Here is a 26,010-nt window from a genome sequence, read left to right as displayed (position 1 = left end):
GCATGGCATCTTTCTTTATCGATCGTCCCATCTTTGCCTGGGTCATCGCGATTGTCGTGATGCTCGGCGGCGGGCTTGCGGTCAGCAAGCTCGCTGTAGAGCGCTACCCGGACATCGCACCGCCTACGGTATCCATCAGTGCCAGCTATCCCGGTGCCTCTGCCCGAGTGGTGGAGGAATCGGTGACCCAGGTTATCGAGCAGGGCATGACGGGTCTCGACGGCCTGCTGTATATGTCTGCTACCAGTGAATCCAATGGCCGGGTGAATATTTCCCTGACTTTCGCCAATGGCACTGACCCCGATATCGCCCAGGTACAGGTGCAGAATAAACTGCAGCTGGCCCTGCCACTGTTGCCCGAAGCGGTGCAGCGACAGGGGGTGAACGTTGGCAAGGGTCGCAGCGGCTTCCTGATGGTAGTGGGCTTCGTATCCGAGGACGGCCGCATGGACCGTGCGGATATCGCAGACTACATCAATGCCAATATTGTCGACGCTATCAGCCGGGTACCCGGGGTGGGCGGTGTGCAGGTTTTCGGCTCACAGTACGCCATGCGTATCTGGCTGGACCCGAACAAGCTGGAAACCTACAAACTGGTGCCCAGTGATGTGATCGCCGCGGTGCAGTCGCAGAACCAGCAGGTAGCTGTTGGTAGCCTGGGCGGAACGCCTGCCATCGATGGCCAGCAGCTGAATGCCAATGTGGTATCCCAGGGCCGGCTGGAGACGCCGGAACAGTTCCGCGACATCGTTATCCGCTCGAACCCCGATGGCTCGGTGCTCAAGCTGGGGGATATCGCGCGGGTCGAGATCGGTGCAGAGAATTACGACTTTATCAGCCGCTTCAACCGCCAGCCGGCTACCGGCCTGGCGGTGAACCTGGCCACCGGTGCCAATGCGCTGGAGACGGCCGACGGAGTACGGGCAAAGCTCAAGGAGCTGGAACCCTATTTTCCCACCGGGATCCGGACCGTGGTGCCGTTCGACTCGACACCGTTCGTCGAGACATCCATCAAGGGCGTAATCAAGACGCTGATCGAGGCGGTGATCCTGGTATTCCTGGTGATGTACCTGTTCCTGCAGAACATCCGCGCCACCATCATCCCCACCATTGCCGTGCCGGTGGTGCTGCTGGGCACTTTCGGCGTGCTCGCAGCGATGGGGTTCTCCATCAACATGCTCACCATGTTTGCCATGGTGCTGGCCATTGGCCTGCTGGTGGACGACGCGATCGTGGTGGTGGAAAACGTCGAGCGGGTGATGAGCGAGGAGGGGCTGTCACCCCGCGAGGCGACCCGCAAGTCCATGAAGCAGATCACCGGGGCCCTGGTGGGTATCGGCGTGGTGCTGTCGGCGGTATTCGTGCCCATGGCATTTATGGAAGGCGCCACCGGGGTGATCTACCGGCAGTTCTCGGCCACTATCGTTGCAGCCATGGTACTGTCGGTGCTGGTCGCCATCGTGCTGACCCCGGCGCTCTGTGCCACCATGCTCAGGCCCGTCGCAAAAGGCGAAGGCCATGCAAAGCGCGGTTTCTTCGGCTGGTTCAACCGTAAGTTCGAGCACGGTACCGCCAGCTACCAGCGCGGCGTGCGCGGGACTCTCGCGCGCGGCGGCCGCTTTATGCTGCTGTTTGCCGCGCTGGCCTCGGTCATGCTGGTGCTGTTCCTGCGCCTGCCCAGCTCCTTCCTGCCGCAAGAGGACCAGGGCGTGCTGTTTTCCATGATCAAGGCACCGGTGGGCGCAACCCAGCAGCGCACGATGGAGTCGATCAAGAAAGTCGAGGACTACTATCTCGAAAACGAGCAGGACACCGTCAAGTCTGTCTTCAGTGTCCAGGGTTTCAGTTTCGGGGGCAGCGGCCAGAACAACGGCATAGCCTTTATCAATATGCACGACTGGGAAGAGCGCGAGGCGCCGGGCCAGGATGCCGGGTCCGTCGCCATGCGGGCCATGGGTGCGCTGATGCAGATCAAGGACGCGATGGCCTTCGCGTTCTCCCCCCCGGCACTGCCGGGCCTGGGCACCTCCGGTGGCTTTGACTTTTACCTGAAGGACAATGCCAACCTGGGGCACGAGGCTCTCACCCGGGCGCGCAACCAGCTACTGGGTGCGGCGGCGCAGAGCCCGCTACTGGCGAATGTCCGCCCGAATGGCCAGGAGGATACACCCCAGTTCCGCCTTGATATCGATACAGAGAAGGCAGCCGCGCTTGGCCTGTCGATCAATGAGATCAACACCACCATCGGGACCGCCTGGGGTGGGCGCTATATCGATGACTTTATCGACCGGGGCCGTGTCAAGAAGGTCTATGTCCAGGCCGATGCGCCGCACCGCATGGTGCCAGAGGATTTCCGCAAGTGGTCGGTGCGCAACCGGGCCGGCGAAATGGTCCCGCTGTCGACCTTTGCCAGCTTCGAGTGGGAGTACGGCTCGCCGCGCCTCGAGCGCTACAACGGTGTACCGGCAATGCAGATCAACGGCTCTGCGGCGCCGGGTATCAGCTCCGGAGAGGCCATGGCGGAGATAGAACGGCTCGTTGGTGAGCTCCCGGGTGGCATCGGACTCGAGTGGAGTGGCCTGTCTTACCAGGAACGCCAGGCAGGGGCGCAGACGCCGCTCCTCTATACGCTGTCGCTGCTGATTGTATTCCTGTGCCTGGCGGCCCTCTACGAGAGCTGGACGGTTCCCACTGCGGTGCTGCTGGTGGCGCCACTGGGCATCCTGGGTGCGGTGCTCGCCAACACTCTGCGCGGTATGGAACGGGACATCTATTTCCAGGTGGCCATGCTTACCACCGTGGGCCTCACCAGCAAGAACGCCATCCTGATCGTGGAGTTCGCGAAGCAGAACCTGGAAGAGGGGATGGAACTGGTGCAGGCCACCATGCGCGCGGTGCGCGACCGCCTGCGCCCGATCCTGATGACGTCGCTGGCCTTCGGCCTGGGGGTACTGCCACTGGCGATGGCCTCGGGCGCTGGCTCCGGTGCCCAACAGGCTATTGGTACCGGGGTGCTGGGTGGCATGCTGGTGGGGACAACGCTGGGGATATTCTTTATCCCGCTGTTCTTCGTAGTCGTGCAGCGCCTGTTTGGACGCTCGCGTAAACCTGAAGAGCCGTTAACTGAACCCGCCGGGGGAGAGCGCGCGCCGGTGCGCGAAGGCACTGCGGCGGAGGTCACCTGAGCTCGTGATGTGAGCTGAGTCCGGGTCACCAGGCCCGATTGGAAACGCCGGCACTCGCCGGCGTTTTTTTATGTGCGGTAGAATGCGCGGGAAATATTTGCAACAGGGGATCGGCATGCGCAGGGCCGCAGTCGCAACGGCGTTACTCTTGAGTGGGGGCGCTTTTGCACACGACCAGGGCAGGGAGGAGGCTGACAGCCAGCTGGAGACTGTTGTGGTCACCGGCAGCCCTCTACACGACAGGCGATCGGACTACAGTGGCAGTCTGGCGGTCCTTGGTGGTGATGCACTGGGCTTGGTAAATCACAGCCATATCCAGCAGAGCCTGGCACGCGTGCCGGGGGCCAACCTGAGCCGCGGCAATGGCCAGGAATACCTGCCGGCCCTGCGCTCCCCGGTGCTGACCGGCGCTGGCGCCTGCGGCAGTGTCCTGACCATGCAGGATGGTATCCCGCTGTTCCCCGCCGGCTTTTGCAATGTCAATGAACTGTTTGCCGCGCACAGCGAACAGGCGGGGCGTATCGAGGTAATCCGTGGTCCGGCGGGTACCCTGCACGGAGCCGGGGCCATGCACGGCGTGGTGAATGTGCTGGGTCCGTCGTACAGACCCGGCGATAGCGGTATCGCAAGCCTGGAGGCCGGGCCCAACGATCGCTGGAAGTTCAAGAGCCGGGTCCCGATTGGCACCGGTAATGGTTCCGGCCTGCTGAGTGCCATCTCATTGGCCAGTGACGGCGGCTACCGGGCCAGTTCCGGGTACGACCAGCAGAAACTGACCCTGGTGCACCGCAGCGACCAGTCGTCTTCCGAGACCCGTTTTAATGTCACCAACCTGGAGCAGGATACTGCGGGCTATGTAGTGGGCGAGGACGCTTACCGGGACGATGCGCTCCGACGCTCAAACCCCAACCCGGAAGCCTTTCGGAAAGTGCGTACTGCGCGCCTCTCGCACAGGGTCGAGTCGGAGTGGGGGGCAGGTTACAAGCTGGAGATCACTCCCTATGCCCGTTACGGGAAGATGGACTTCAGGCAACACTTCCTGCCCGGACAGCCGCTCGAGGAGACGGCTCATCGCAGTGCCGGAATGCGGACCAGCCTGAGCGCGCCGGTGACTGAGTCCCTCCATATGGCGGCGGGCCTCGATTGGGAATATACCCGGGCCTCGCTGCGCCAGTCGCAGTCCGGCATTGCTGCGGGATCTGAATTCCTGGCGGAGACCGTTCCGCCGGGGCGGCATTACGATTACCGCGTCGATGCGTTATTACTGTCGCCCTATACTCTGGCATCCCTGCGCCTGACCGAGCGGCTGGTCCTGGAGGCGGGACTGCGGCTGGAAAACCTGTCCTATGGCTATGACAACCGCATGCTGGCCGGCCGGACGCGCGAGGATGGCAGCGACTGTGGCTTCGGTGGTTGCCGCTACAGCCGTCCCGCCGATCGCAGCGACGATTTTGAAAACTGGTCCCCGCACGTGGGATTGGTTTACGACTGGACTCCCGCCCGGCAGCTGTTCGTAAACCTGGCCCACGGCTTCCGCGCGCCACAGGCGACCGAGCTCTACCGTCTCCAGCGGGACCAGGAAGTGGCTGACCTGGATTCCGAGGAAATTCGCAGTGCCGAGGTTGGAATGCGGGGCTGGGCAGGGCGCCTTGATTACGAGGTGGTCGGCTTTGCCATGAAAAAGCGCAATGTGATCTTCCGCGATGCGGACTTCTTCAATCGCTCCGGCGGTACCACCACCCATCGCGGGCTGGAACTTGCGCTGGGTTACCAGCTGGCACCGCAATGGTCACTGGACGTGTCAGCGAGCTATGCAGAGCACCGCTACAACGACGAGCGGCTTATCGAAGGTACCCCCCTGGATGGCAAGCTGGTGGACTCGGCGCCGTGGACCTTTGGTTCGACGCGGCTCCAGTGGCAGCCGGACCCAGCCACGCAGCTTGAGCTGGAGTGGTTGCACCAGGGCCGCTATCACACGGATCCACTGAACCGGCACGGCTATCCTGGCCACGACCTGCTGCACGTGCGCGCCAGCCGGCGGCTCGGCGAACGCTGGTCAGCGGGGCTGCGGCTGCTCAACCTGCTGGATGAGCAGTACGCGGAGCGTGCCGATTTCAGCAACTTCAGTGGGGACCGGTACTTTCCCGGAGAATCACGGGCACTTTACGCCAGCCTGTCGCTGCAACTGTGACAGCCGGATGTAGGCGGGCTGGCGGTGTGACTTCCTGTGCTGACCGGTCCGGGTATCGGCAGTGACGAAAGGCTGTAATAAATTTCTGCCAGCCGCGACCCAGTGCCAGCAAACACAGAAACTGTTACCCGGCCGCGGAGCCGGACCACTACACCGCCCGGCTGTGGACTATGGCGGAATGCAGGGCGACCAGGTGCGCCGGAATGCCGCTTAAAGGCAGCAATACACCGCACAGGGAAAGAATCTTGGATGACCACCAGAGGCCAGGAATGACCGACAACAATTTTCGCAAAACACCCATCGCACTCTCATTGATGCTGCTCATTGCCACACCGGTCCCGGCCCAGGAACCAGAGCCGGAACTGGTGGAGGTAACAGGCAGCCAGGATGACCCGGCACGGGCGGGAATTGCGGGCAATACCGTCAGCGATGCCTTTGGTGAGGGGCTGACCAGCGAGGATATCGCGCGCTCGGTCACCCCCATTGACCAGTGGCTGCTGGAGGCCGTGGCCGTGGAGGACCTGCGGGACCTGCGGCGCGTCACACCCAATACCTACGGTGCAACGGGCTTTGGTGCTCCCAGCCTGCCAACGCTGCGGGGCCAGCTGGGTGAGGTCTTTGAAGCGGGTATCCGTCGCCAGGTGGGTAACAATGGGCTGGGAATTCCCCTGTCATTCAATGCAGTGGAGCAGGTGGATGTGGTGCGCGGCACACCCTCGGTGATCCTGGGCACCACCCAGCGCACCGGCGGCTTCGTAAACCTGCAGCCCAAGCGTCCGGACCTCGCCGACACCTGGGGAACCGTGCAGGTTCGCGGCGGTGAATGGGACCGGTACCGCACCGGGCTGGATTACTCCCGGGTGCTGGAACAGGACCGCTCGGCGGTGCGGGTCAGTTATGAACACCGCGACGAGGGCAGCTTCTACGATTACGCTGGCCTGGACAGCGATAACCTGTTCCTGGCTTATCGCCTCAGGCCAGGCAACAGCAGTGAGTGGAATCTCTCGCTGGAGTATTACGATATCGACTGGACCGACAATGCCGGTATCAACCGCCCCACACAGAAGCTGATCGACGACGGCCTCTACGTGCAGGGGCAGGGGGTGCAGCCCGATGGCTCCACGGTGCCCGGCGCCGGTGGTATCGTGAGCCCAACCGGGCTGGTGGAGATAGATCGCAGCACCGTGCTCACCGATCCCCTGGATATCAACGGTGCCCAGACCCTGCTCCTGCATTCCGTCTATCGGCGCGAACTCAGTGACGACCTGGCACTGGTCAACCGCACCTACTTTGAGTACCTGGAGCGGGAGGAGATCGCGCAGAACAGTTTTGTCGAGATCATTGACGGGGCAAAGACTTTCGAAAACCGCAGCGAGCTCCATTTTGGCGATACGGTGGCGGGGGTTGGCCTGCGCTACAACGATGTGCTGGGCTACAGCCAGTTCACCACCGAGGCCGACCTGCCTATTGATTTGACCGCACCGCTGGAAAACCGCCGTATTCCGCTCGGCGATGCGCAGAAAGAGCGCCTGGTGGAGCTGCGTCCCGGTGTGTTCGTGTCACCCGGCGGCCAGTACGACCTCGATGGAGACGGCGCGGGGAACTTCAACCTGTCCGACACCACTGACTCCGCCAGCCTGCAGACCGGCCTGTTTGTACAGCATCGCCAGGATCTCACCGAACGGCTCTGGGTCACAGCCGGGCTGCGCGGGGATTACTACGATGTGGAGGCGCGGGACCCGCTGGCGCCGGCAGGTGTGCAGCCCGCCAGTGACGATTACAGCGATTGGCTGAAGTCCGGCAGCGCCAGCCTGCACTACCGCCCGCGGGAAGCCTTCACAGGTTACGCCACGCTCGCCTACCAGGAGTCCACCTCCAACAGCCTGGCAGGCGGCAATACGCTGTCCGGCGACAACACCATCAGTCCCGTGAACTTCGCCACCCAAAATACGCTTTACGAGGTGGGCCTGAAGTACCGGCCGGACGCTACTGCCTGGTACGCCGACGCGGCATTGTTCGACCAGACCCGCAGCCTGCGTAACCGCGACGGCAGCAATTCGGGCATCCGCACCCGCGGACTGGAGATGCAGCTCTTTTACCAGGGGGAAAAACTGTGGGCTACTGCCGGGGCCAGCTACCTGGACGCCCGGTTTGATGATTCTGCCGCCTTCCAGGACTCGCGCCAGGTACTGGATGCCTTCGACGACTCGCGCCCGGATATTGTCGCGGGCACCGGCCGGGGTGCACCGAATTTCACCGTTTTTGCTCCTGCAGATGCACGCCTGCACGGATTGCCGGAGTGGAGCGCCTCCGCCGCCGCCGGTTATCGGCTCAATGAGCGCTGGTCGCTTGGCGGGTCGGCGGTATTTTCCGGTCGTTATCCGCTCGACTACCTGCAGACAGTGGAGATCCCCGCCCAGTTTACCCTGAATGCCAATGCAGAATACCGCTTCAATGGCGGGCGCAGCGCCCTCCGCCTGCAGGTGTTCAACCTCACCGACGAGGAAAACTGGGCGCCGGTATTCGAGGGTGGCTATTTCGGTTCGACACTGGTTTTCCCCGAGTTGCCGCGACATGTCGACCTGGTGCTGGCGCACCGGTTCTGACCCGGGCGTTCAGCCGGGTTTCCGGTTTATCGCGGCCCAGCGCGCATAGGGGTCCGGGCCGTGCTCCAGCGGAAGATGCTCCATCTGTAATCCGCGCTGGCCCGGGGGCCGGGCCAGCTCGGCATAGATTTCTGCGCTGGAGAGGCCGTAGGGCTGCCCGTCTTCCTGGCTCAGCGCATAGTAGGCGCGGCTGATCCCGCACAGGTACATGGCGGCCAGGCACATGGGGCAGGGATGGCCGCTGGCATACATGACCGCACCATCCAGCCGGGGACTGCCGATGGCAATGGCAGCCGCCCGGATAGCCTGGATTTCCGCATGGGCAGTGGGATCGCCGTCCCGGTGGATGGTATTCACCCCTTCCGCGAGGACCTGGGCCTCTCGCACCAGTACGGCCCCGAAGGGCCGTCCGCCTTCTTCCCGTACGTTGGCATCTGCCAGCAGCAGGGCGCGGGCGAGGTTTTCCCGGTGGCGCTCTTCCGTCGTCATGGTGTCGTTACCCCGGCATCAGGCCGTGCTCCATTAGCCTGCTGAGCATAGAAGAGGGCAGCGGCCCCGCAACCCGGGGATCTGTCGGCCTATGCCGCGAGTTCGTCGATACGGGCCTCGGCGGTGGCGAGCGCCTTCGCGCGAGTATCATCGCCGGCAGCGAGTCCTTCGGCGTGCACGAACTCGACGTCGCTGATGCCGATGAAACCGAGGAACTGGCGCACAAGCGCGGTCTGGGCGTGATCCTCGCCGTAGATACCCCCGCGGGAGATAAACACCACCGCCTTCTTGCCCTCCAGCAGTCCCTCGGGGCCATTGGCTGTATAGCGGAAGGTAACACCTGCCCGGGCGATATGGTCAAAGTAGCTGCTGAGGGTGGACGGCACGCTGAAGTTGTACATCGGGATACCGAGCACCAGCACATCCGCCGCCTGGATTTCCTCGATCAGCTGGTCCGAATAGGCGGCCACGGCCCGCTGCTCCGGTGTCCGTTCTTCCTCCGGGGTGGTGAAGGCGCCGAAACGGAACTGGTCCAGGTGTGGTACCGGGCTCTCGGCCAGGTTGCGCTCGATCACGCCGGCGCCGGGGTGCTGCTGCAACCAGCGCTCTGCGTAGCTGTCAACGAGCCGCGATGACTGGCCGTCATTGTGGAACAGGCTTGCCTTGATCTTGAGTAACTGGGTCATTTCATACCTCCATCGGACAAATGATTCGATGGGGGCATTAAATCACCGCTTAAAGCGACAAAAAATCGCAAATAACCGCAAGGACCTGCCTGTTTTATCGAAGTTTTAATGGGGTTTGGTTCCGGCGTTGCCGGTCTCCCCACTCGCATTCGCCGCAGCCTGGGGGCCGCTGTGCCAGAAGTTGTAGAAATCCTCTGTCACACGCTGTTCGATTTCATGTGCGTCCTCACGCGGGCAGAACAGGGTGATGGTAACCACGTCGTGGGCCAGCTCGTTGGTGGTAAATGTGATCTTCGGCTCGGTGCCCACGAGCTCCACCCCGGTGCGGTGCTCGATCATCTGGCAGTAACGGGCCGCCACCTCGTGGAAGGCCTCGCTGTGTTCGCGGATCCGCTCCTTGAGGAAGGCCTTGGCGGCAAACGGGTTGCCGCCCTTGTTCTCGCGCACAATGGAGAAAGTGTGCTCGATATAGCGACGCATGAAATTGAGGTTCTTTACCGGGCGGGTAAAGAACACGTTGTTGGGGATGTACAGGGTGATACCCGTGTAACCGCTGCCGAGCCCGTGAGGGTCGATTTCCAGCAGGGTGGTGCTCAGCCAGTCGCTGTCGATCACCTCGCCGAACTGGTCGCCCACCTTGATCCAGTCGCCTACCTGGAAGGAGCGCATGCTGGCCTGGTAGAGCTTGCCCACCAGGCTCTGCACCACCTCCCGGAGGGCGAGGACGATAGCCACAGAAAAAGCGGCGATGGACAGCGCAAACTCGCGTAATTCCGATATCCAGACTGCCACCAGCCCGATCACGATCAACAGGTTGCTGAAGTTATGGACGGTGTTGATCCGGCGGCGCCGATCCTGTTTCGCCCAGCGTTTCTGCTTCGCGAAGATCCAGCCGAGCGCGAAGCGCAACAGGAGAATGGCGACAATCACCAGGCAGGAGAGAATCAGTTTATTGTCGAGGAGCGATAGCAGCATTGGAACTCCATATACGGCCGGGGCGGGAGCAAAAGGCGGCTATCATAAAGGGTTGCGCGCCATAGGAGTATCCCTTTAAAAGAATAGACAGGGCACAGCCCTCACCGGTTGCCTTCTCCTGTCCGGTACAGTCACGGGCGGCGAGCGCATCACGCCGGCTGATCTAAGATTGGCAGCATGGTCGCCGATCAACGCCACGATCAACGCCAGAGGCTACAAACACCAGCAGGAGGGACGCCGTGAGCAACCTGACACGATCCGCCGAGCAGGACTGCGACTTCGAGGAGGGATGCGGCGCGCTGCTACAGTTGATCGAACCGCGAGACAGGGAGCTTGGGGGTATTCCGGTGCGCCGCTCCCTGCCAAACAGGGAACGGCAGATGGTAGGTCCCTGGATATTCTTCGATCATATGGGGCCGGTGGACTTCAAACCGGGCGAGGGAGTGAATATCCCTCCCCATCCGCATATTGGCATCTGTACGGTGACTTACCTCTTCGAGGGAGAAGTCCTTCACCGGGATTCCCTGGGTAGCCTGCAGGCCATCCGGCCGGGCGAGGTCAACCTGATGGTGGCGGGCAGGGGGGTGGTGCACTCCGAGCGAGAGCGGGATGAGGTACGTAGCCACTCCCACCGCATGCATGGGCTGCAGTTGTGGCTGGCCCTGCCGCAGGAGCACGAGGAGGACGCCCCAGAATTTCACCACTATTCGTTCGAGCAAGTCCCCGCCGTGTCGGTCAACGGTGTCGCTGCGCGGGTTATTATCGGCAGTGCATTCGGCGTCACCTCACCGGTGAAGACCTTCGCAGACACGCTCCTTGCCGAGGCATCGCTCGAGGCGGGTCAGGAAATCTGCCTGCCCGATGCGCAAGAGCGGGCAGTCTATGTGGTCGACGGCAACCTTGCTGCCAGGGATATGGGCATACCCCGGTCTGCCATGGCCACCTTCCGTCACGACGAAGGGGTAACACTGAAAGCGACTGAAGACAGCAGAATCGTGATCATTGGTGGGGAGCCTGTCGGGCAACGCTGCATCGCCTGGAACTTCGTCTCCAGTAGGGGAGAGCGCATTGACCAGGCAGTGGAGGAATGGCAGGCCGGCAAATTCGCAAAGGTTCCCGGGGACGAGGAGGCATTCCTTCCTTTTCCTGGCCGCTGAACCATTTCAATCTTCCGCGGAAACGCAGGTGCGCCGGGCGGCCCTCGCCAGCGCAAACCGCACCCTATGATCCCGGCCGGAGCCTGGGGCCCATTTTGTCCGGGGGAGCGAGCGAGCTTCCATCTCCTATTCGTCGCAATAGTCGCCAACGACCACCGCGTACGGCCCCGGGCAGGGGTAGGGGCCGGGCGACCACCTATCATTGGGGGAAACCGGCAAACGCAGGATGGCGACGAATGAAAAAAATTGCGATTAATGGCCTCGGCCGTATAGGGCGTTTAATCCTGCGCCGCTATCTCGATGGCGGCTATCACAAGTTTGTCCCGGTAGCGATCAATGATCCCATGCCACTGGAAAACCTCATTTACCTGCTGAAGTACGACTCGGTTTATGGGCGCCTGCCCTGTGAAATTTCCGCCGAGGACGACCGGCTCCACCTGGGTGACCTGTCGCTGGCAATCTATGCGGAGGAGGACCCGGCAAAGCTACCGTGGAATTCTGAGAGCGTGGACGCGGTGCTCGAGTGCAGCGGCCGCTTTACCCGGCGTGCGGATGCAGCCCGGCACCTGGAGGCAGGTGCCGGGCGTGTGCTGATCAGTGCGCCCTGCGCCGACGCGGATATCACCGTGGTGATGGGGGTCAACCACACAGATTTCGACCGTGACCGCCACTTTGTCATTTCCAATGCCTCCTGCACCACCAATTCGCTCGCTCCGCCGCTCTTGGTGCTGGATGAGAGTTTCGGTATCGAGCAGGCACTGGTCACCACCATCCACGCCTACACCGGCAGCCAGGCAACGGTCGACAGCGCAAGGCGCAAGAAAATCCAGGGGCGGGCCGCGGCAGTCAATATCATACCCACCTCTACCGGGGCTGACGCGGCGACTGTGGCGGTCCTGCCGCAAATGGAAGGCCGCCTGAGCGCGCTGGCGGTACGGGTACCGGTGGTGAACGGCTCCCTGACTGACATCAGCGTCCAGTTGCGCTCCCCCGCAGATCGCGCCGCAGTTAACGGTGCCCTGCGCAGTGCCGCCGGGGGGAACCTGCACAATATCCTCGGCTATACGGACGATGACCTGGTTTCGACCGACATCATCGGCGATCCGCACTCGTCCCTTATTCACGGTGCTTCCACCCGGGTGCAGGGACACCTGGCCAAGGTGCAGGCCTGGTACGACAACGAGTACGGCTATGTCTGTCGATGCCTGGACCTGCTGGAGCAGGTCCTACTGTAGGCCCAACGGACCATGCAAATGCGGTGCATGAAGGCCCATGGCTGATACAGAGGCTGGCGAAACTGCCGCCCGCTCGCCGGTAGGGAGTGTGAGCGAGGTCCACGGCCCCGTGGCTGTGATTCGCTGCGACCAGCTGCCCCCACTGCGCCAGGCGCTGGAGGCTTCTAACCACGGTGAGAGTTTCCTGTTCGAGGTCCACCAGCACCTCGACGAGCGGCATGTGCGCGCCATCTGCCTCCACAGGGCCGCCGGGCTCCGCCGCGGCATGGCCGTCTACGACACCGGGGCCCCGCTCCATGTGCCTGTGACTCCCGCCTGTCTCGGTCGCCTGCTCAATGTCTTCGGCGCCCCACTGGATGGTGGCGAGCCGCTGGAGCCGCAAGGCTATCGCAATGTCCACAGCGCCCCTGTGCCCCTGTCGGATAGCGTCGGAACGGGGGCCATCCTGCAGACGGGTATCAAGGTCATCGACCTTTTGTGCCCTTTCATCAGGGGTGGCAAGACAGGATTGTTCGGCGGCGCCGGAGTGGGAAAAACCGTGCTGGTGATGGAGTTCATGCACGCCATGGCCACGTTGCACCGGGGCGTCTCTGTGTTTGCCGGCGTCGGCGAGCGAATCCGGGAGGGGCATGAGCTCTGGCACGAGATGCGCGAAGCCGGGGTGATGCCCCACACCGTCATGTCCTTCGGACAGATGGATGAGTCGCCCGGGGTGCGCTTTCGCGTGGGCCTGTCGGCGCTCACCTATGCCGAGTACCTGCGCGACACCCTGGAAAAGGAAGTGCTGTTCGTCATGGACAATATCTTCCGCTTCGTGCAGGCCGGCAGCGAGATCTCCAGCCTGCTCGGGCGCATGCCTGCCACGGTTGGCTACCAGCCCACGCTGGCCAGTGAGGTCGCGGAAATGCAGGAGCGCATCCTCTCTACGCGCGCCGGCGCCATTACCTCCGTACAGGCCGTTTATGTGCCGGCTGATGACATGACCGACCCGGCGGTGGATGCGATCCTGGGGCACCTGGACTCATCGGTTGTACTCTCACGCGCCCAGGCCGGCAAGGGCATTTACCCCGCCGTGGAACCCCTGCAATCGGCGAGCCGCGCCCTGGACCGGCATACCCTGGGTGATCGCCACTACACCGTTGCTGAAGGTGTGCGTGAACACCTGGCGCGCTACCACGAGCTGGAAGATATTATCGCGATGCTCGGCATCGAAGAGCTTTCCGCCCAGGACCGGCGCATCGTGATGCGGGCACGCAAATTACAGCGCTACCTTACCCAGCCCTTCGCCACCATCGCGTCTCATACGGGAATCCCCGGCATCTCTGTTTCGCTGGAGGACACGCTGGCCGACTGCGATGCCTTCCTGCGCGGGGATTTCGACGACCTGGCCGAAGAGGAGTGTTACATGCGCGGGACCATGGCGGGCACCACGTCGGACTCCTCGTCGGGGCGGGGAGGGCGGCAGTGAGGGGCTTCAGCCTTGAATTGTTGTCCGCAACCGGGCAGCGCCGCATGGACGGCGTGGTGTCATTCGTGGGCGAGGATGCATCCGGTAGCTTCGGGATTCTCGCTGGCCATGTACGGAGCATGACGTCGCTGTTGTTTGGCCTGGCGCGCTTTCGCTGCGCCAGCGAAGAGTGGCAGTACCTGGCAGTCCCGGGCGGGCTGCTCTACTTTGTCGACAATCATCTGCAGATCTGCTGCCGGCGGTTCCTGGTCGACAGCGATTACGAGCGGATTTCCACATTGTTGCAGCAACAGCTACTCAGCGAGGAGCAGGCGTTGCGGGAGATGAAGGAAAGCCTGCGGCGCATGGAGGAGTCCGTGCTGAAACGCCTGTGGGATATCAGCCGCCCGGCGGGCGGTGGGTACATGGGTGGCGCGCCATGAAGGACCGCGAGCGGGAGTTGCGCGAACGGGTCGAACGCCAGGCGCGGCGTATGAAACGCGCCGAGCGCGAACGCCCCACACTGATTGCGCAGACAATTTACCTGGGCACGCTTGGACTGGTGTTCGTCTTGCCGGTGGTGGGCGGGGCCTACCTTGGCCGCTGGCTGGACGGGCTGGTGGCCGGTTATTCCACGCGCTGGACGCTGAGCCTGATTTTTCTCGGCCTGGTCGTGGGAGCAATCAATGTATACCTGCTGGTGCGGGAGTAAGCTGTGGGTGAGAGTGACATAGTCCCGGTGGTACTCTTCCGCCTTGGCGGGCTCGAGATCACCACCACTACCCTTACAACCATGGCGATCGTCGGCCTGCTCGCGCTTGTGACATGGCTGCTCTCACGACGCCTGCACCTGCAGCCGGGCCGCCTGCAGACCCTGGCGGAGGGCGCGGTCATGGCCATGGAGGACGCGGTTCGGGCTGTAGCTCCGGACCATGTAAAGCTGCTGCTGCCATTTATCGCCAGCCTGTGGATCTTCCTGGTTACCGCCAACCTGAGCGGGTTGATCCCGGGCGTGCATTCGCCCACCCGGGACCTCTCCGCCACCACTGCACTGGCGATCCTGGTGTTCCTGTCCGTGCATTGGTTCGGCATCCGCAGCCAGGGCATCAGGCGCTATCTCCGCCATTACCTGGCTCCCAGCCCGATACTGCTACCCTTTCACCTGCTGAGTGAAATTACCCGCACCGTCGCCCTCGCGGTGCGGCTCTTCGGCAATATCATGAGCCTGGAGCTGACCGCAATGCTGGTCCTGCTGGTGGCCGGCTTTCTCGCGCCCATTCCTATACTGATGCTGCATATCGTCGAGGCCCTGGTTCAGGCCTACATTTTCGGCATGCTCGCCCTGATATACGTGGCCGGAGGGCTGCAGTCACAGCAGTTACGCGCAGAGGCCCAGGATAAGCCGGGCTGTGAAGGGCAGCCCTGAGACAGGAGCGGACTCACAATGGATGACATAAGCTGGTTTGCGCTCGGTTCCACCGTGATCGCAGCGCTGGCAATCGGAATTGGCGTCATCGGGCCCGCAATCGCGATGGGGCGGGCGATCAGCAGTGCGCTGGAAGCGCTCGCCCGGCAACCGGAGGCCGAGCGCCCGATCATGCGGACCCTCTTTATCGGCCTTGCGATGATCGAGTCCCTGGCCATCTATGTACTGGTCATTGCACTGATCATCCTGTTCCGCAACCCGCTGCTGGAATACCTGGTGGAATCAGGCGGCTGAGCGACGGGGCCTTCCTGTGGAACTGAACTGGTCGACATTCCTCCTCGAGATCATCAACTTCCTCATACTGGTGTGGCTGCTGAAACGCTTTTTCTACCGCCCGGTACAGGACGTGATCGCGCGCCGACAGCAGCGGATTGACCAGCGCGTTGCCGAAGCCGATAAGATCCGGGCAGACGCAGAACAAATGCAGCAGCAGCTTTCCACTCGCCTCGATGACTGGGGAGCGGAACAGCAACAGGCCCGGGAACAGCTGCACCGGGACCTGAAGGCTGAACGCGCCAAACTGGAACGCAAGCTGGAACATGAGCTGCAGGAGCAGCGACAGCGCGCCGGAGTCCTGGCGGGGCGTCAGCTGCGGGAGCAGCAGCTCGAGCTGGAGCGGCAGGCGGCGGAGCAGGGAGTCCGGTTTGCGGCACGCCTGCTGGAACAGGCCGCCGGCCCGGAGCTGGAGAAGCGGTTGCAGGCAATTCTGGTTGATACTCTCGGCGATCTCTCCGGCGCGCAGCAGGAAGCCCTGCGCGCCGAGTTGGGGCGGCAAGGCGTCCGGGTCGAAGTCACCAGTGCCTATCCGGTGGCTGCGGGGGAGCGCGCGGAAATCCGGGAGGCCCTGGAAAGCCTGGCGGGTAGCACGGTGGAAGCAAACTTCGTGGAGGATCCGGAGCTGATTGCCGGCATCCAGTTGAATATCGGGGCCTGGGCCCTCGATTGCAATATCCGGGAAGAATTGCGGGGATTTGCCCGGATAGGCCGGGCTGACGTCGCAGGCGGCGAGAACCCATGGTAACGAGCAGTGAGCTGCTTCAGCGCCGCGCCACATGGCTGCAGGAGTACCAGCCGGCACTGCGGCTGCGCGAACAGGGCCGCCTGGTGGCGGTAGGCGACGGGATCGCCTGGATCTCGGGCCTACCCTCGGCGGCGATGGACGACGTGGTCGAATTTGCCGATGGCAGCCGCGGACAGGTGTTCGACCTTACGCCCACGCTGGTGGGTGTGGTCCTGCTGCACGAGACCGCCGGCCTGACCGCCGGGACCGGGGCACATCTCCGGGCCCAGCCTCTCGGTATCGCAGTCGGCGATATGCTGCTCGGCAGGGTGATCGACCCGCTGGGCAACCCACTCGACGGCGGTCGGCCGGCGGAATGCTCGGGCTGGTGCTCGCTGGAGCGGGCCTCACCCGGCATAACGGAGCGGGACTTCGTCAAGCGTCCCCTGTACACCGGGTGCAAGATCCTGGATACCTTGATTCCCATCGGGCGTGGCCAGCGCCAGTTACTGATCGGTGACGAGGGGCTGGGGCGCAGCTCCCTGGCGCTGGATACAGTCATTAACCAGCGGGGCCAGGACGCCCGCTGCATCTATGTGCTCATCGGCCAGAAGCGCTCCAGTGTCGTGAATACCATGGAGCTGCTGCGCGATTACGGCGCGCTGGAATACACCACCCTGGTGGTGGCAGAGGCGAGCGCTTTGCCGGGCTTACAACACCTGGCTCCCTTCGCCGGCTGCGCGATCGCCGAATACTGGATGCACCGCGGCCTGGATACCCTTGTGGTCTATGACGACCTCTCGACCCATGCCAAGACCTATCGTGAATTATCCCTGCTGCTGCGCCGGCCGCCGGGGCGGGAAGCGTATCCCGGCGATATATTTTCCGTGCATGCACGCCTGCTTGAGCGGGCCACCTGCCTGAGCGCGGAGCAAGGTGGGGGCAGCATGACCGCGCTACCCATCATCGAGACCCAGCAGGGTGAAATTGCCGCCTATATCCCCACTAACCTGATTTCCATCACCGATGGACAGGTGTACCTGGACCGTGAGCTGTTCGCGGCCGGCCAGCGCCCGGCGATCGATATCGGCAAGTCTGTCTCCCGCATTGGTGGTCGCGCCCAGCACCCTGCGATCAAGCGCGAAGCGGGAAAAATGAAGCTTGAGTACCTGCAATTCCTGGAACTGGAGATGTTCACGCGTTTCGGGGCACGTCTCGAGCCCGCTATGGAAAAGGTGATTCGTCGCGGGCGCATCCTGCGGGAAATCTTCAAGCAGGACAGGCTGGCGCCATTACCGATCGAGTTCGAATTGGCATGGATGGTCGCTTTCAACGAGGACCTGCTGGATGATGTCCCGCCGGAGCAGGTTCCGGGCGTGCTGGCGCACATCCATCGGGAGGTCGCAGCATCTGACCTCGGCCTCGATGACGAGCGCAGCCACTGGCGGCGGCGGACAGCCAGGTGGCTGAGCGCTTACGGGGAGGCAACGTCATGAGCAACCGGCGCACGTTGCTTCGGCATGCCGGTAATCTCCGCGAGATGCGTGAAATTATCTCCTCGATGAAATCACTGGCATTTATGGAAACGCGTCGCATCGAGCACTTTGTCGACAGGCAGCGACGGGTGGTCGACATTATCGAAATCGCCGCAGCGGATTTCCTCGCCTTTTATCCGGATACCCTTGCGCGGGATACTTGGGCAGATGGCGCGGAGAGGAATCGTGTATTGCTGGTGCTCGGCTCGGAGCGGGGATTCTGTGGCGGCTTTAACGAATCGCTGGTGACCGAGCTGGCGCAACAGGTTCGGCAAGCAGACGGTGGAGCAGCAGTGGTGGCCTGCGGCCGCAGGCTCTGTGACAGGCTGGTCGGGCATCCGCAGCTGGTTGCCTCGCTCGATGGCGCGGCGGTAGCGGACGAGATAGAGCACACCCTTAATGAGCTGGTCTCGACGCTGAGCGAAATACAACAGCGAGGCCCACTGCTACTGCGCATGCTGCATCACGAGCCCGGGCGGGAAGAGGTTACGGTCCGCGACCTGCTTCCGCCTTTTACGGGGCCGCTTCCCCGCATACAGCGAAGGGCTTTTGCCCCGCAACTCAATATGCTGCCGCGGGAGTTCCTGCTGGAACTCGTCGACCTCTACCTCTTCTCCGTATTACACGAAATCCTGTACCTATCGCTTATGGCGGAAAACCAGGAACGGCTGCGTCATCTCGAGGGTGCGGTGCGCTACCTGGACGAACGCCTGGAGGCGCTCAAGCATCGCAGCAACCAGCTGCGCCAGGAGGAAATAACGGAGGAAATTGAAGTCATACTCCTCAGTGCAAGTGATCTGGCCGGAATCACGGTGAACCGCCGGGACGGTGGTGGCCAGGCTGGCTGATTCCCGGGACAGTGGAACCCGTGGCATTTAGTCCGTCCAGGGCAGTTCGATGTTGCGTGGCTGGCGCTACATCGAACCCGATCACGGGAACAGAGCAGCCACCGGCATTGGGAGCACACCAGGCTGCCTCTGCCTCCGGTATCCGGAACATATCCAGCCCGGTTGCTACAATTTCCCGGATAATCACCAGTTTGAGTTGTGGAAATGACCAGAAGCCTGTTGGGAGCCACCTGGGACCCGGTGTGCGGTGAAATGGTGCCGGAGGGGGCGCACAGCTGGACCCACCGGCATATCAAGTACAGCTTTTGTTCTGATCACTGCCGCGAGCGCTTCCAGCGCTGGCCACACCTCTATGTCGGCGAGGCCACATTCGGCCTCGCGGAGGGGCAGCTGGGGACCTCCGTGCCGAAGTCGCACACGATTGTGCTCGCGGAGGCGCCGTCAGCAGAAGAAGCCCTGCACCTAAGCGAGGCATTGGCGGCGCTGAAAGGTGTCGACGAAGTCCGGTTCGATGGGGAGCGGGCCCTGGTTCATTATGACCTGATGCAGGTTTCGCTGGCCGATATTGAAAAGGCGATCATCACGGAAGCGGGCGGCCTGAGGCAGCGGATTTCGGACCGGGTGGAACGCGCGCTTATCCATTACAGTGAGGAATGTGAGCTGGATAACCTGTCGCACCTGGCGGCGCATTATCGCCCATGAAATCGCGGCGGCACCCCCTGGCCCGGGCAAGGGCATCCGGGCCGTCGCACCCGGATCCTGACCTTGCCCGCGACAGTCCGCAGATATAAGCCAGCGATCCCGATCCTCTTATGACCGAGCACAGCTCCCAGGACCCATGGCACTGCCTGCCCCCCGAAGAAGTGGCTTCACGGCTGGACAGCGGCGCGAGCGGCCTTGCAGCCGGGGAAGTTGAGGAGCGCAGGCGCAGGGTGGGGCGCAATACGCTGCCGCCACCTTCGCTCCCGGGCTTTCCCCGCCTGTTCCTGCGCCAGTTTGTAAGCCCGCTGATCTATGTCCTGGTCGCGGCCATGCTGGTCTCCCTCAGCGTCGGCAAGCTGGCCGATGCATCGTTCATCGGTATTATCCTGCTGGTCAATGCGCTGATCGGCGCGTTTCAGGAATACCACGCTCACCGCAGCGCCCAGGCCCTGAGGAAGCTGATGGTCAGCCGGGTCCTGGCCGTCCGGGAAGGGGAAACGGTCGAGGTAAACGCCGAAGAGCTGGTTCCCGGTGACCTGGTGCTGCTTTCCTCAGGTGACCGGGTGCCCGCCGACATACGTTTGATGGAGGTGGCAGGGCTGCAGGTGGACGAGTCGGTGCTGACAGGTGAATCGCTGCCCGTGACGAAGACTGCTGAAACCCTCCCGGAACCCGGGCTGCCGGTGGCAGATCGTGCCAATCAGTGTTTCGCCGGTAGCCTGGTGGCTGCCGGAAGGGGGCGCGGTCTGGTGTTTGCGACCGGCCTGCAGACTGAGATGGGCAGGCTGAGCTCAAGCCTGGCAGCCGCCGAGCAGGTGAGTCCCCCGCTGTTCCAGCGCCTCGAGCGCTTCAGCAAGAAGATCACGGTCGCGCTGTTGGTGACTGTGGCGGTGCTGGCCGCGGTGGAACTGGCCAGGGATACACCGCCACTGGTGATATTCATGACCGCGGTCGCGCTAGCAGTCTCTGCCATTCCCGAGGGCCTGCCGATGGCCCTGACGGTTGTGCTCTCCATCGGAACCCGCCGAATGGCGAAGCGTCACGTGATTGTGCGCAAGCTGGTGGCGGTCGAGAGCCTGGGTTCCTGCACCGTGATCGCAGCGGACAAGACCGGCACCCTCACCAGGAATCACCTGACCGCACACCAGGTGGCGCTGGTGGACGGGGGCGAATTCCACCACCGCAACAACGGAAACTGGGAGGCGACGGCCTCTGTCCGCCGCGCCCGGGGACTGCTGCCGCGAGCGTGCCGTGTCGCAGCGTTGTGCAATGAAGCCCAGGTCAGCAGGCGTGATGATGGCCACTGGCAGGGCAGCGGGGATGCGGTCGACCAGGCGCTCCTGGTCATGGCTGAGCAGGTGGGGCCCGGCCGGCAGGCGCTACTCGACGCCCACCCCCTGGAGGACCAGATTCACTACGAACCGGCGCTGGGTTATGCGGCCAGTCGCCATGCGAGCGGGGCGCCGGGAGAGAGCCTGATCTGCGTGAAGGGCGCCCTGGAAAAACTGCTGCCCATGTGCAGCCGCATGGCCACCACAAGCGGCGACATGGCCCTGGATCCCGAAGCGGCCCTGGCGGCGATGCAACGGCTGGCCGAGGGGGGCGCGCGGGTGCTTGCGCTGGCCGACGGGACTGCCGTCGACGACGCCCCCCTCGCACCGGGGCAGTTGCACGACCTCTGCCTGGTTGGGCTTGTGGGCATGCACGATCCCTTGCGGCCGGAAGCGGTGGCATCGGTGCAAGCATGTCACGAAGCGGGCATCCAGGTTTGCATGCTGACCGGTGATCATCCGCGCACGGCACTCACCATCGCGCGGGAATTGAAACTCGCAGGTCCGGAAGACCAGGCGGTTACGGGCACCCAACTGGCGCGGGCAGAAGGTGAGGGGAGTGGGGCGCTTGATGCACTGACGGTGGGGGCCCGCGTATATGCCCGGGTTTCACCCGAACAGAAGCTCACGATCGTAAAGTCGCTGCAAAGGCAGGGACAGTTTGTCGCAGTGACCGGCGATGGTGTGAATGATGCGCCGGCCCTGCGGAGCGCACACGTGGGTGTCGCCATGGGCGAGCGCGGCACCGAAGTGGCCAAGGAATCCGCCGACCTGCTCCTGACTGACGATAATTTTGCCTCGGTCGTGGCCGGGGTCGAGGAGGGCCGGATTGCCTACCAGAATATCCGCAAGGTGGTATTTTTCCTGATTTCCACCGGCGCCGCGGAGGTCGTACTGTTTGTGCTGGCTACCGCAATGGGACTGCCCCTGCCGCTCACTCCGGTGCAGTTGCTGTGGCTGAACCTGGTGACCAACAGCATCCAGAGTATCGGGCTGGCCCTGGAGCCGGGTGAAGGCGATGAAATGCAGCGCGCCCCCCGGTCTCCCGGCGAGTCATTGTTCAATCCGTTGATGGTGCGCAGGGTGGTGACTTCGGGCCTGGTAATGGGCGGGCTCGGGTTTACCTGTTTTTACTGGCTGCTGGAGCACGGCTGGACGGTTGAAGAGGCCCGCAACAGCCTGTTGTTGCTGATGGTGCTGTTTGAGAATGTTCAGGTATTCAACAGCCGCTCCGAAACCCGCTCCATATTCCGGCAGCGGTTCTTTGCCAACCCGGTGTTGCTTTTGGGTACCCTGGCAGCACAGGGGCTTCATATACTGGCAATGTACTCGCCGCTGATGCAGCAGGTGCTTGGCGCCAGCCCGGTTACCCTGGAGCACTGGGGGGCGCTGCTGGCGGTGGCCCTGCTGCAGCTGCTGGCAATGGAACTGCTGGTTTTGTTGCGCAACGCAAGGGGGGCGGCCAGCTGATGCGGGACTACTGCCTGCGCTCTATTTCCGCCACACGCTCGATAGTGCGCAATAGCGCATCGGGACTCAGGCTGATGGAATCGATGCCCAGTTGCACCAGGTACTCTGCCACTTCCGGGTAATTGGACGGCGCCTCGCCGCAGATTCCAGCGGGTATCCCGTTTCGCTGGGCACCCTCGATCGCCTGCCGCATCATTTCCAGCACACCGGGATCCCGCTCATCAAAATCGAACGCCACGAAGTCGGAATCCCGGTCAACCCCCAGCACCAGCTGGGTGAGGTCATTGGAACCGATAGAGATACCATCGAACAGCCGGCTGAACTGGTCGATCTGAACGACGTTGTTAGGAATCTCGCACATTACATAGACTTCCAGGCCATTTACCCCGTGCTCGAGGCCGTGGGCGGCCATGGCCGCAAGAACCTGCTCGCCCTCGGCGACACGGCGACAGAAGGGGATCATTACCTTGATGTTATCGAGCCCCATTTCCTCCCGGGCCCGCTTCAGCGCGGCGCACTCCAGGGCGAACCCGTCCGCATAGGCCTCGTGTGCATAACGCGCTGCCCCACGGAAGCCCAGCATAGGATTTTCCTCGTGCGGCTCGAAAGCGGCGCCGCCAACCAGGCGTGCATACTCGTTGGTCTTGAAGTCGGAAGTACGCACTATTACCGGTCGGGGATAAAAGGCTGCAGCGATGGTGCCAATGCCCTCGGACATGGTTTCGATAAAGTAGTCGGCACCGCTGTCATGACAGCCGATCAACTCGCTGATTTTCTCCTGCTCCGCAGCGTCCGCGACGCGGTCGGGATGCGCAAGCGCCATGGGATGGGCCTTGATATGCTCGTTGACAATAAACTCCATCCGCGCAAGGCCAATGCCGTCACAGGGGAGGGCGCTCAGGCGGAAAGCCTGCTCGGGACTGCCCAGGTTGATCATCATTTTCGTGCGCGTTTCCGGCACGCTGTCGAGCTCGGTGGTGGTTACTTCAAAGGGTATCTCACCGGCGTATACCTTCCCCACGTCTCCCTCCGCACAGGAGAGGGTTACGGTGTCCCCATCAGCCAGCTCGCGTCCGTCCTCGCCGATACCCACCACTGCGGGGATGCCGAATTCGCGTGCCACTATGGCGGCATGACAGGTACGCCCGCCGCGCTCGGTAACCAGCGCGGCGGCACGGCGCATGGCCGGGCCCCAGTCGGGGCTGGTGCTCTCGGCAAAGAGCACCTCGTCCTCCTTAAAGTTTGCCAACCCCTCCACGCTGTCGACCCTCCGCAGCCTGCCGGTGGCGATCCCCGTGCCGATGGCGCGGCCACGGGCGAGCAGCGCATCGGCGCCCGGTTTCTCCTTGAGACTGTAGCGCTGCAGCTGGTTGTGCGGTTTCCGGGACGCGACCGTTTCGGGGCGCGCCTGGAGCAGGTACAGCTGGCCGTCGTCGCCATCCTTGGCCCACTCGATGTCCATGGGGCAGGGCTCGCCGCGCTGTTCGCTGTAGTGCTTCTCGGTTTCGATCGCGTACCCGGCGAGCGTCAGGACCTCGTCGTCACTGAGGCTGTAGTACTTCCTGCGCGGCTCAGGGGTTTTGATATTGTGCAGTTCCTGGCTGTTAAGGTCGTCATCGCACACCAGTGTCAGTTGCTTGACACCGAGCTGACGCCTAAGCACACACCGGTGCCCCTGTTCAAAAGTGGGTTTGTGAACGAAGAATTCATCGGGGTCCACCGTTCCCTGGACAATATTTTCCCCGAGGCCGAACGAGGAGTTGATAAATACGACATCGCGGAAACCGCTGTCCGTATCCAGGGTAAACATCACACCGCTGGAGGCCAGGTCGGCGCGCACCATTTTCATGACCGCGATGGCCAGGTAAACCTTGAAGTGATCGAACCCATTGCGCTCCCGGTAGCTGATCGCGCGCGCCGTAAACAGGGATGCAAAGCAGTGTCGACAGGCCTCGAGCAGGCCGTCCTTGTCGCCTATGTTCAGGAAACTGTCATGCTGACCGGCAAAACTTGCATCGGGCAGGTCCTCGGCTGTCGCAGAACTACGGACGGCAACGCGCAATTGCGTGCCATACTGCTCCGAGAGTTGCACATAGGCTTGGGCAATCTCAGCCGCCACATCATCAGGCAGGCCTGCATCATAGATAAGCCGGCGGGCATCGGCGGCAGCTTTCTCCGTATTCTCGCTGTCGGGATCTCCGGCACCCTGCATTAAACTGCGAAGCTGCTCCCAGATATCCGCACGGTCCAGCACTGCCCGGTAGGCGGCAGCGGTAATGGCGAAGCCATTGGGCACGTTGATGCCGCGAGAACCCAGGGTGCGGTACATTTCTCCCAGGGAGGCTGTTTTCCCCCCGACTTCGGCGATGTCAGCGAGACTGGTTTCCTTGAACCAGCGGATATAGCGCATTTCAGTCATGTTGAACCCAATGCCCGGTTTGGCTCCATTTCCAACGCGATTTGAACCGCTCTTTTGTACACTTGACCATAGTCGAGCTAAGCTCAGGTCGCGTTTTCGATATTTCATAGATCAAGCTTGCAGGGATCGGCAATAACCGGGCTGGCATCGCCCAATCAACAAGGCTGGCACCTGCTTCCTGCTTTAAAACCTTAATAAGTGTTCTTGTCCCTAGCCGGGTAGGGGAGACCGCGTGCCGTTCAAACATATCTTATTACCCCTGGATGGATCCCATCTCGCGGAGGAGGCCATTGCGCATGCAATGGCGCTTGCACGACAAAATGGCGCCGAAGTCCATCTGCTCCATGTCCAGAAATCCGAATCCCATGCCGACGACCAGGCCGTCGATCCGGTCGACTGGCGCCTGCGGAGGGCAGAGCTGACGAGCTACCTGAAGCGGCTGGCGGCACGCATGTCGTCAGAGGGGATAGCTGTCACCCTGACCGTAGTGGAGGGGCGTCCGGCCGAGCAGATTGTCGAGTACTGTGAAACCGCATCAATCGACCTGATTGTACTCACGGCTTATGGCAAGGGAGGTTTGAGCCGGTTCGCATTCGGCAGTACTGCGCAGAAAGTCTTCAGTGGTGCAGGGCGCTCCTTTCTTTTGCTGCGACCAGGAGAGCCCCCGGCGGATGCGGAGGGGGCCGGCTATCGACGCATCCTGGTGTCAATGGATGGTTCCCCGCGCTCGGAGTGGGTCGCATGCGAGGTAGCTTCCATGGCGCGAGGCCAGGATGTGGAGCTGATCCTGCTGCAGGTAATCGCCATACCCGATATGCCGCGGCGGATGCCGATCACCCGCGAGGAGCACGCCACACGGGAAAAGTTCGTGGAATGCAATCGCCGTGCTGCCATCGCCTACCTTGAAGAGATTGCCCGTCAACTGCAAAACGGCATCAAGGTACGTCCGCGACTGGTGGTGGCACAGAATGTGGCTGAGCGCATTTACGCGATAGCGGCCGAAGAACATGCCGACCTGATCGCGATGAGTGCCCAGGACTGGCAGAGCGCAACGGGGCAGGCAACCGGCAATATCTGCCACACGGTCATGAGCCATAGCAGCCTGCCAGTACTGGTCTTCCAGGACCTGCCGGAGTCCCAGCTGCAAGCCTTGCGGAGCGGGGCCGATTTCAGCCAGATACGCCCACCGACATCATTCGAGAACAATACCGCCAATCCGTGACGTTCCAGCCCTGCAAGGGCGCCGCG

General features: G+C 62.6%; 20 protein-coding genes. 16 read left to right on the top strand and 4 right to left on the bottom strand.

The annotated features are described in order from the left end of the window. Positions 1-2 precede the first annotated feature (2 nt). From BLT26_RS08590 to BLT26_RS08580, 3 genes are all read left to right on the top strand, one after another. Positions 3-3,185 carry an efflux RND transporter permease subunit gene (locus BLT26_RS08590; RefSeq protein ID WP_091512113.1) on the top strand — a complete coding sequence of 1,061 codons (3,183 nt, stop codon included), beginning with the start codon at positions 3-5 and terminating at the stop codon, positions 3,183-3,185. Between the two features lie 115 nt (positions 3,186-3,300). Continuing rightward, positions 3,301-5,376 carry a TonB-dependent receptor gene (locus tag BLT26_RS08585; RefSeq protein WP_175453063.1) on the top strand — a complete coding sequence of 692 codons (2,076 nt, stop codon included), beginning with the start codon at positions 3,301-3,303 and terminating at the stop codon, positions 5,374-5,376. Positions 5,377-5,645: 269 nt separating this feature from the next. Next, the gene (locus BLT26_RS08580; RefSeq protein ID WP_091512106.1) at positions 5,646-7,982 is read left to right on the top strand and encodes a TonB-dependent receptor; all 2,337 of its coding nucleotides are present in this window, start codon (positions 5,646-5,648) and stop codon (positions 7,980-7,982) included. 9 nt (positions 7,983-7,991) lie between these two features. Here BLT26_RS08580 and BLT26_RS08575 read toward each other — a convergent pair whose 3' ends face one another. The 3 genes from BLT26_RS08575 to BLT26_RS08565 all read right to left on the bottom strand — a co-directional run bounded on the left by BLT26_RS08575 (position 7,992) and on the right by BLT26_RS08565 (position 10,132). Then, positions 7,992-8,471, bottom strand: coding sequence for a nucleoside deaminase (locus BLT26_RS08575; RefSeq protein ID WP_091512102.1), 480 nt, complete (start codon positions 8,469-8,471; stop codon positions 7,992-7,994). Positions 8,472-8,560: 89 nt separating this feature from the next. Beyond that, entirely contained in the window at positions 8,561-9,157 is a 597-nt protein-coding gene (locus tag BLT26_RS08570) for an FMN-dependent NADH-azoreductase (RefSeq protein WP_091512096.1), read from the bottom strand. Between the two features lie 105 nt (positions 9,158-9,262). Beyond that, positions 9,263-10,132 (bottom strand): mechanosensitive ion channel family protein, encoded by an 870-nt coding sequence (locus tag BLT26_RS08565; RefSeq protein ID WP_091512092.1) that lies wholly within the window; start codon positions 10,130-10,132, stop codon positions 9,263-9,265. 239 nt (positions 10,133-10,371) lie between these two features. On the opposite strand from BLT26_RS08565, the gene BLT26_RS08560 reads away from it, so the two are divergent. The 12 genes from BLT26_RS08560 to BLT26_RS08505 all read left to right on the top strand — a co-directional run bounded on the left by BLT26_RS08560 (position 10,372) and on the right by BLT26_RS08505 (position 22,343). After that, positions 10,372-11,289, top strand: a complete 918-nt coding sequence (locus BLT26_RS08560) for a pirin family protein (protein ID WP_091512089.1) — start codon at positions 10,372-10,374, stop codon at positions 11,287-11,289. Between the two features lie 236 nt (positions 11,290-11,525). Next, entirely contained in the window at positions 11,526-12,524 is a 999-nt protein-coding gene (gene gap, locus BLT26_RS08555) for a type I glyceraldehyde-3-phosphate dehydrogenase (protein WP_091512085.1), read from the top strand. Positions 12,525-12,561: 37 nt separating this feature from the next. Next, positions 12,562-13,992, top strand: coding sequence for a F0F1 ATP synthase subunit beta (atpD, locus tag BLT26_RS08550; protein WP_091512082.1), 1,431 nt, complete (start codon positions 12,562-12,564; stop codon positions 13,990-13,992). After that, positions 13,989-14,414, top strand: coding sequence for a F0F1 ATP synthase subunit delta/epsilon (locus BLT26_RS08545; protein WP_091512078.1), 426 nt, complete (start codon positions 13,989-13,991; stop codon positions 14,412-14,414). Before atpD ends, BLT26_RS08545 begins: the two co-directional genes overlap by 4 nt. Next, on the top strand, positions 14,411-14,683 hold the full coding sequence (locus tag BLT26_RS08540) for an AtpZ/AtpI family protein (protein WP_091512074.1): 273 nt from the start codon (positions 14,411-14,413) through the stop codon (positions 14,681-14,683). The genes BLT26_RS08545 and BLT26_RS08540 overlap by 4 nt, the downstream gene beginning before the upstream one ends. 3 nt (positions 14,684-14,686) lie before the next feature. Beyond that, a complete protein-coding gene (locus BLT26_RS08535) occupies positions 14,687-15,397 on the top strand; it encodes a F0F1 ATP synthase subunit A (RefSeq protein ID WP_091512070.1) in 711 nt (236 codons plus the stop codon). Positions 15,398-15,415: 18 nt separating this feature from the next. After that, positions 15,416-15,691, top strand: coding sequence for an ATP synthase F0 subunit C (atpE, locus tag BLT26_RS08530; protein ID WP_091512067.1), 276 nt, complete (start codon positions 15,416-15,418; stop codon positions 15,689-15,691). A gap of 16 nt (positions 15,692-15,707) precedes the next feature. Next, complete coding sequence (locus tag BLT26_RS08525) at positions 15,708-16,478, top strand: F0F1 ATP synthase subunit delta (protein WP_091512065.1); 771 nt, start codon at positions 15,708-15,710, stop codon at positions 16,476-16,478. After that, a complete protein-coding gene (locus BLT26_RS08520) occupies positions 16,472-17,953 on the top strand; it encodes a F0F1 ATP synthase subunit alpha (protein WP_091512062.1) in 1,482 nt (493 codons plus the stop codon). The genes BLT26_RS08525 and BLT26_RS08520 overlap by 7 nt, the downstream gene beginning before the upstream one ends. Further along, positions 17,950-18,840, top strand: coding sequence for a F0F1 ATP synthase subunit gamma (locus BLT26_RS08515; protein WP_091512059.1), 891 nt, complete (start codon positions 17,950-17,952; stop codon positions 18,838-18,840). The genes BLT26_RS08520 and BLT26_RS08515 overlap by 4 nt, the downstream gene beginning before the upstream one ends. 204 nt (positions 18,841-19,044) lie before the next feature. Next, positions 19,045-19,542 (top strand): eL24 family ribosomal protein, encoded by a 498-nt coding sequence (locus tag BLT26_RS08510; protein ID WP_091512056.1) that lies wholly within the window; start codon positions 19,045-19,047, stop codon positions 19,540-19,542. A 110-nt stretch (positions 19,543-19,652) separates the two neighbouring features. Continuing rightward, a complete protein-coding gene (locus BLT26_RS08505) occupies positions 19,653-22,343 on the top strand; it encodes a cation-translocating P-type ATPase (RefSeq protein ID WP_091512053.1) in 2,691 nt (896 codons plus the stop codon). Positions 22,344-22,350: 7 nt separating this feature from the next. Here BLT26_RS08505 and ppsA read toward each other — a convergent pair whose 3' ends face one another. Then, the gene (gene ppsA, locus BLT26_RS08500; protein ID WP_091512049.1) at positions 22,351-24,762 is read right to left on the bottom strand and encodes a phosphoenolpyruvate synthase; all 2,412 of its coding nucleotides are present in this window, start codon (positions 24,760-24,762) and stop codon (positions 22,351-22,353) included. Positions 24,763-24,994: 232 nt separating this feature from the next. On the opposite strand from ppsA, the gene BLT26_RS08495 reads away from it, so the two are divergent. Next, positions 24,995-25,984: a universal stress protein gene (locus tag BLT26_RS08495; protein WP_091512046.1), complete on the top strand. Its 990-nt coding sequence runs from the start codon at positions 24,995-24,997 to the stop codon at positions 25,982-25,984. Positions 25,985-26,010: the final 26 nt, after the last annotated feature.

This window comes from Microbulbifer yueqingensis, assembly GCF_900100355.1.
In the GTDB taxonomy this organism is placed as follows: domain Bacteria; phylum Pseudomonadota; class Gammaproteobacteria; order Pseudomonadales; family Cellvibrionaceae; genus Microbulbifer; species Microbulbifer yueqingensis.
Note: the sequence above shows the minus strand (reverse complement) of the source record. Positions and strands in the feature narration are given on the sequence as shown.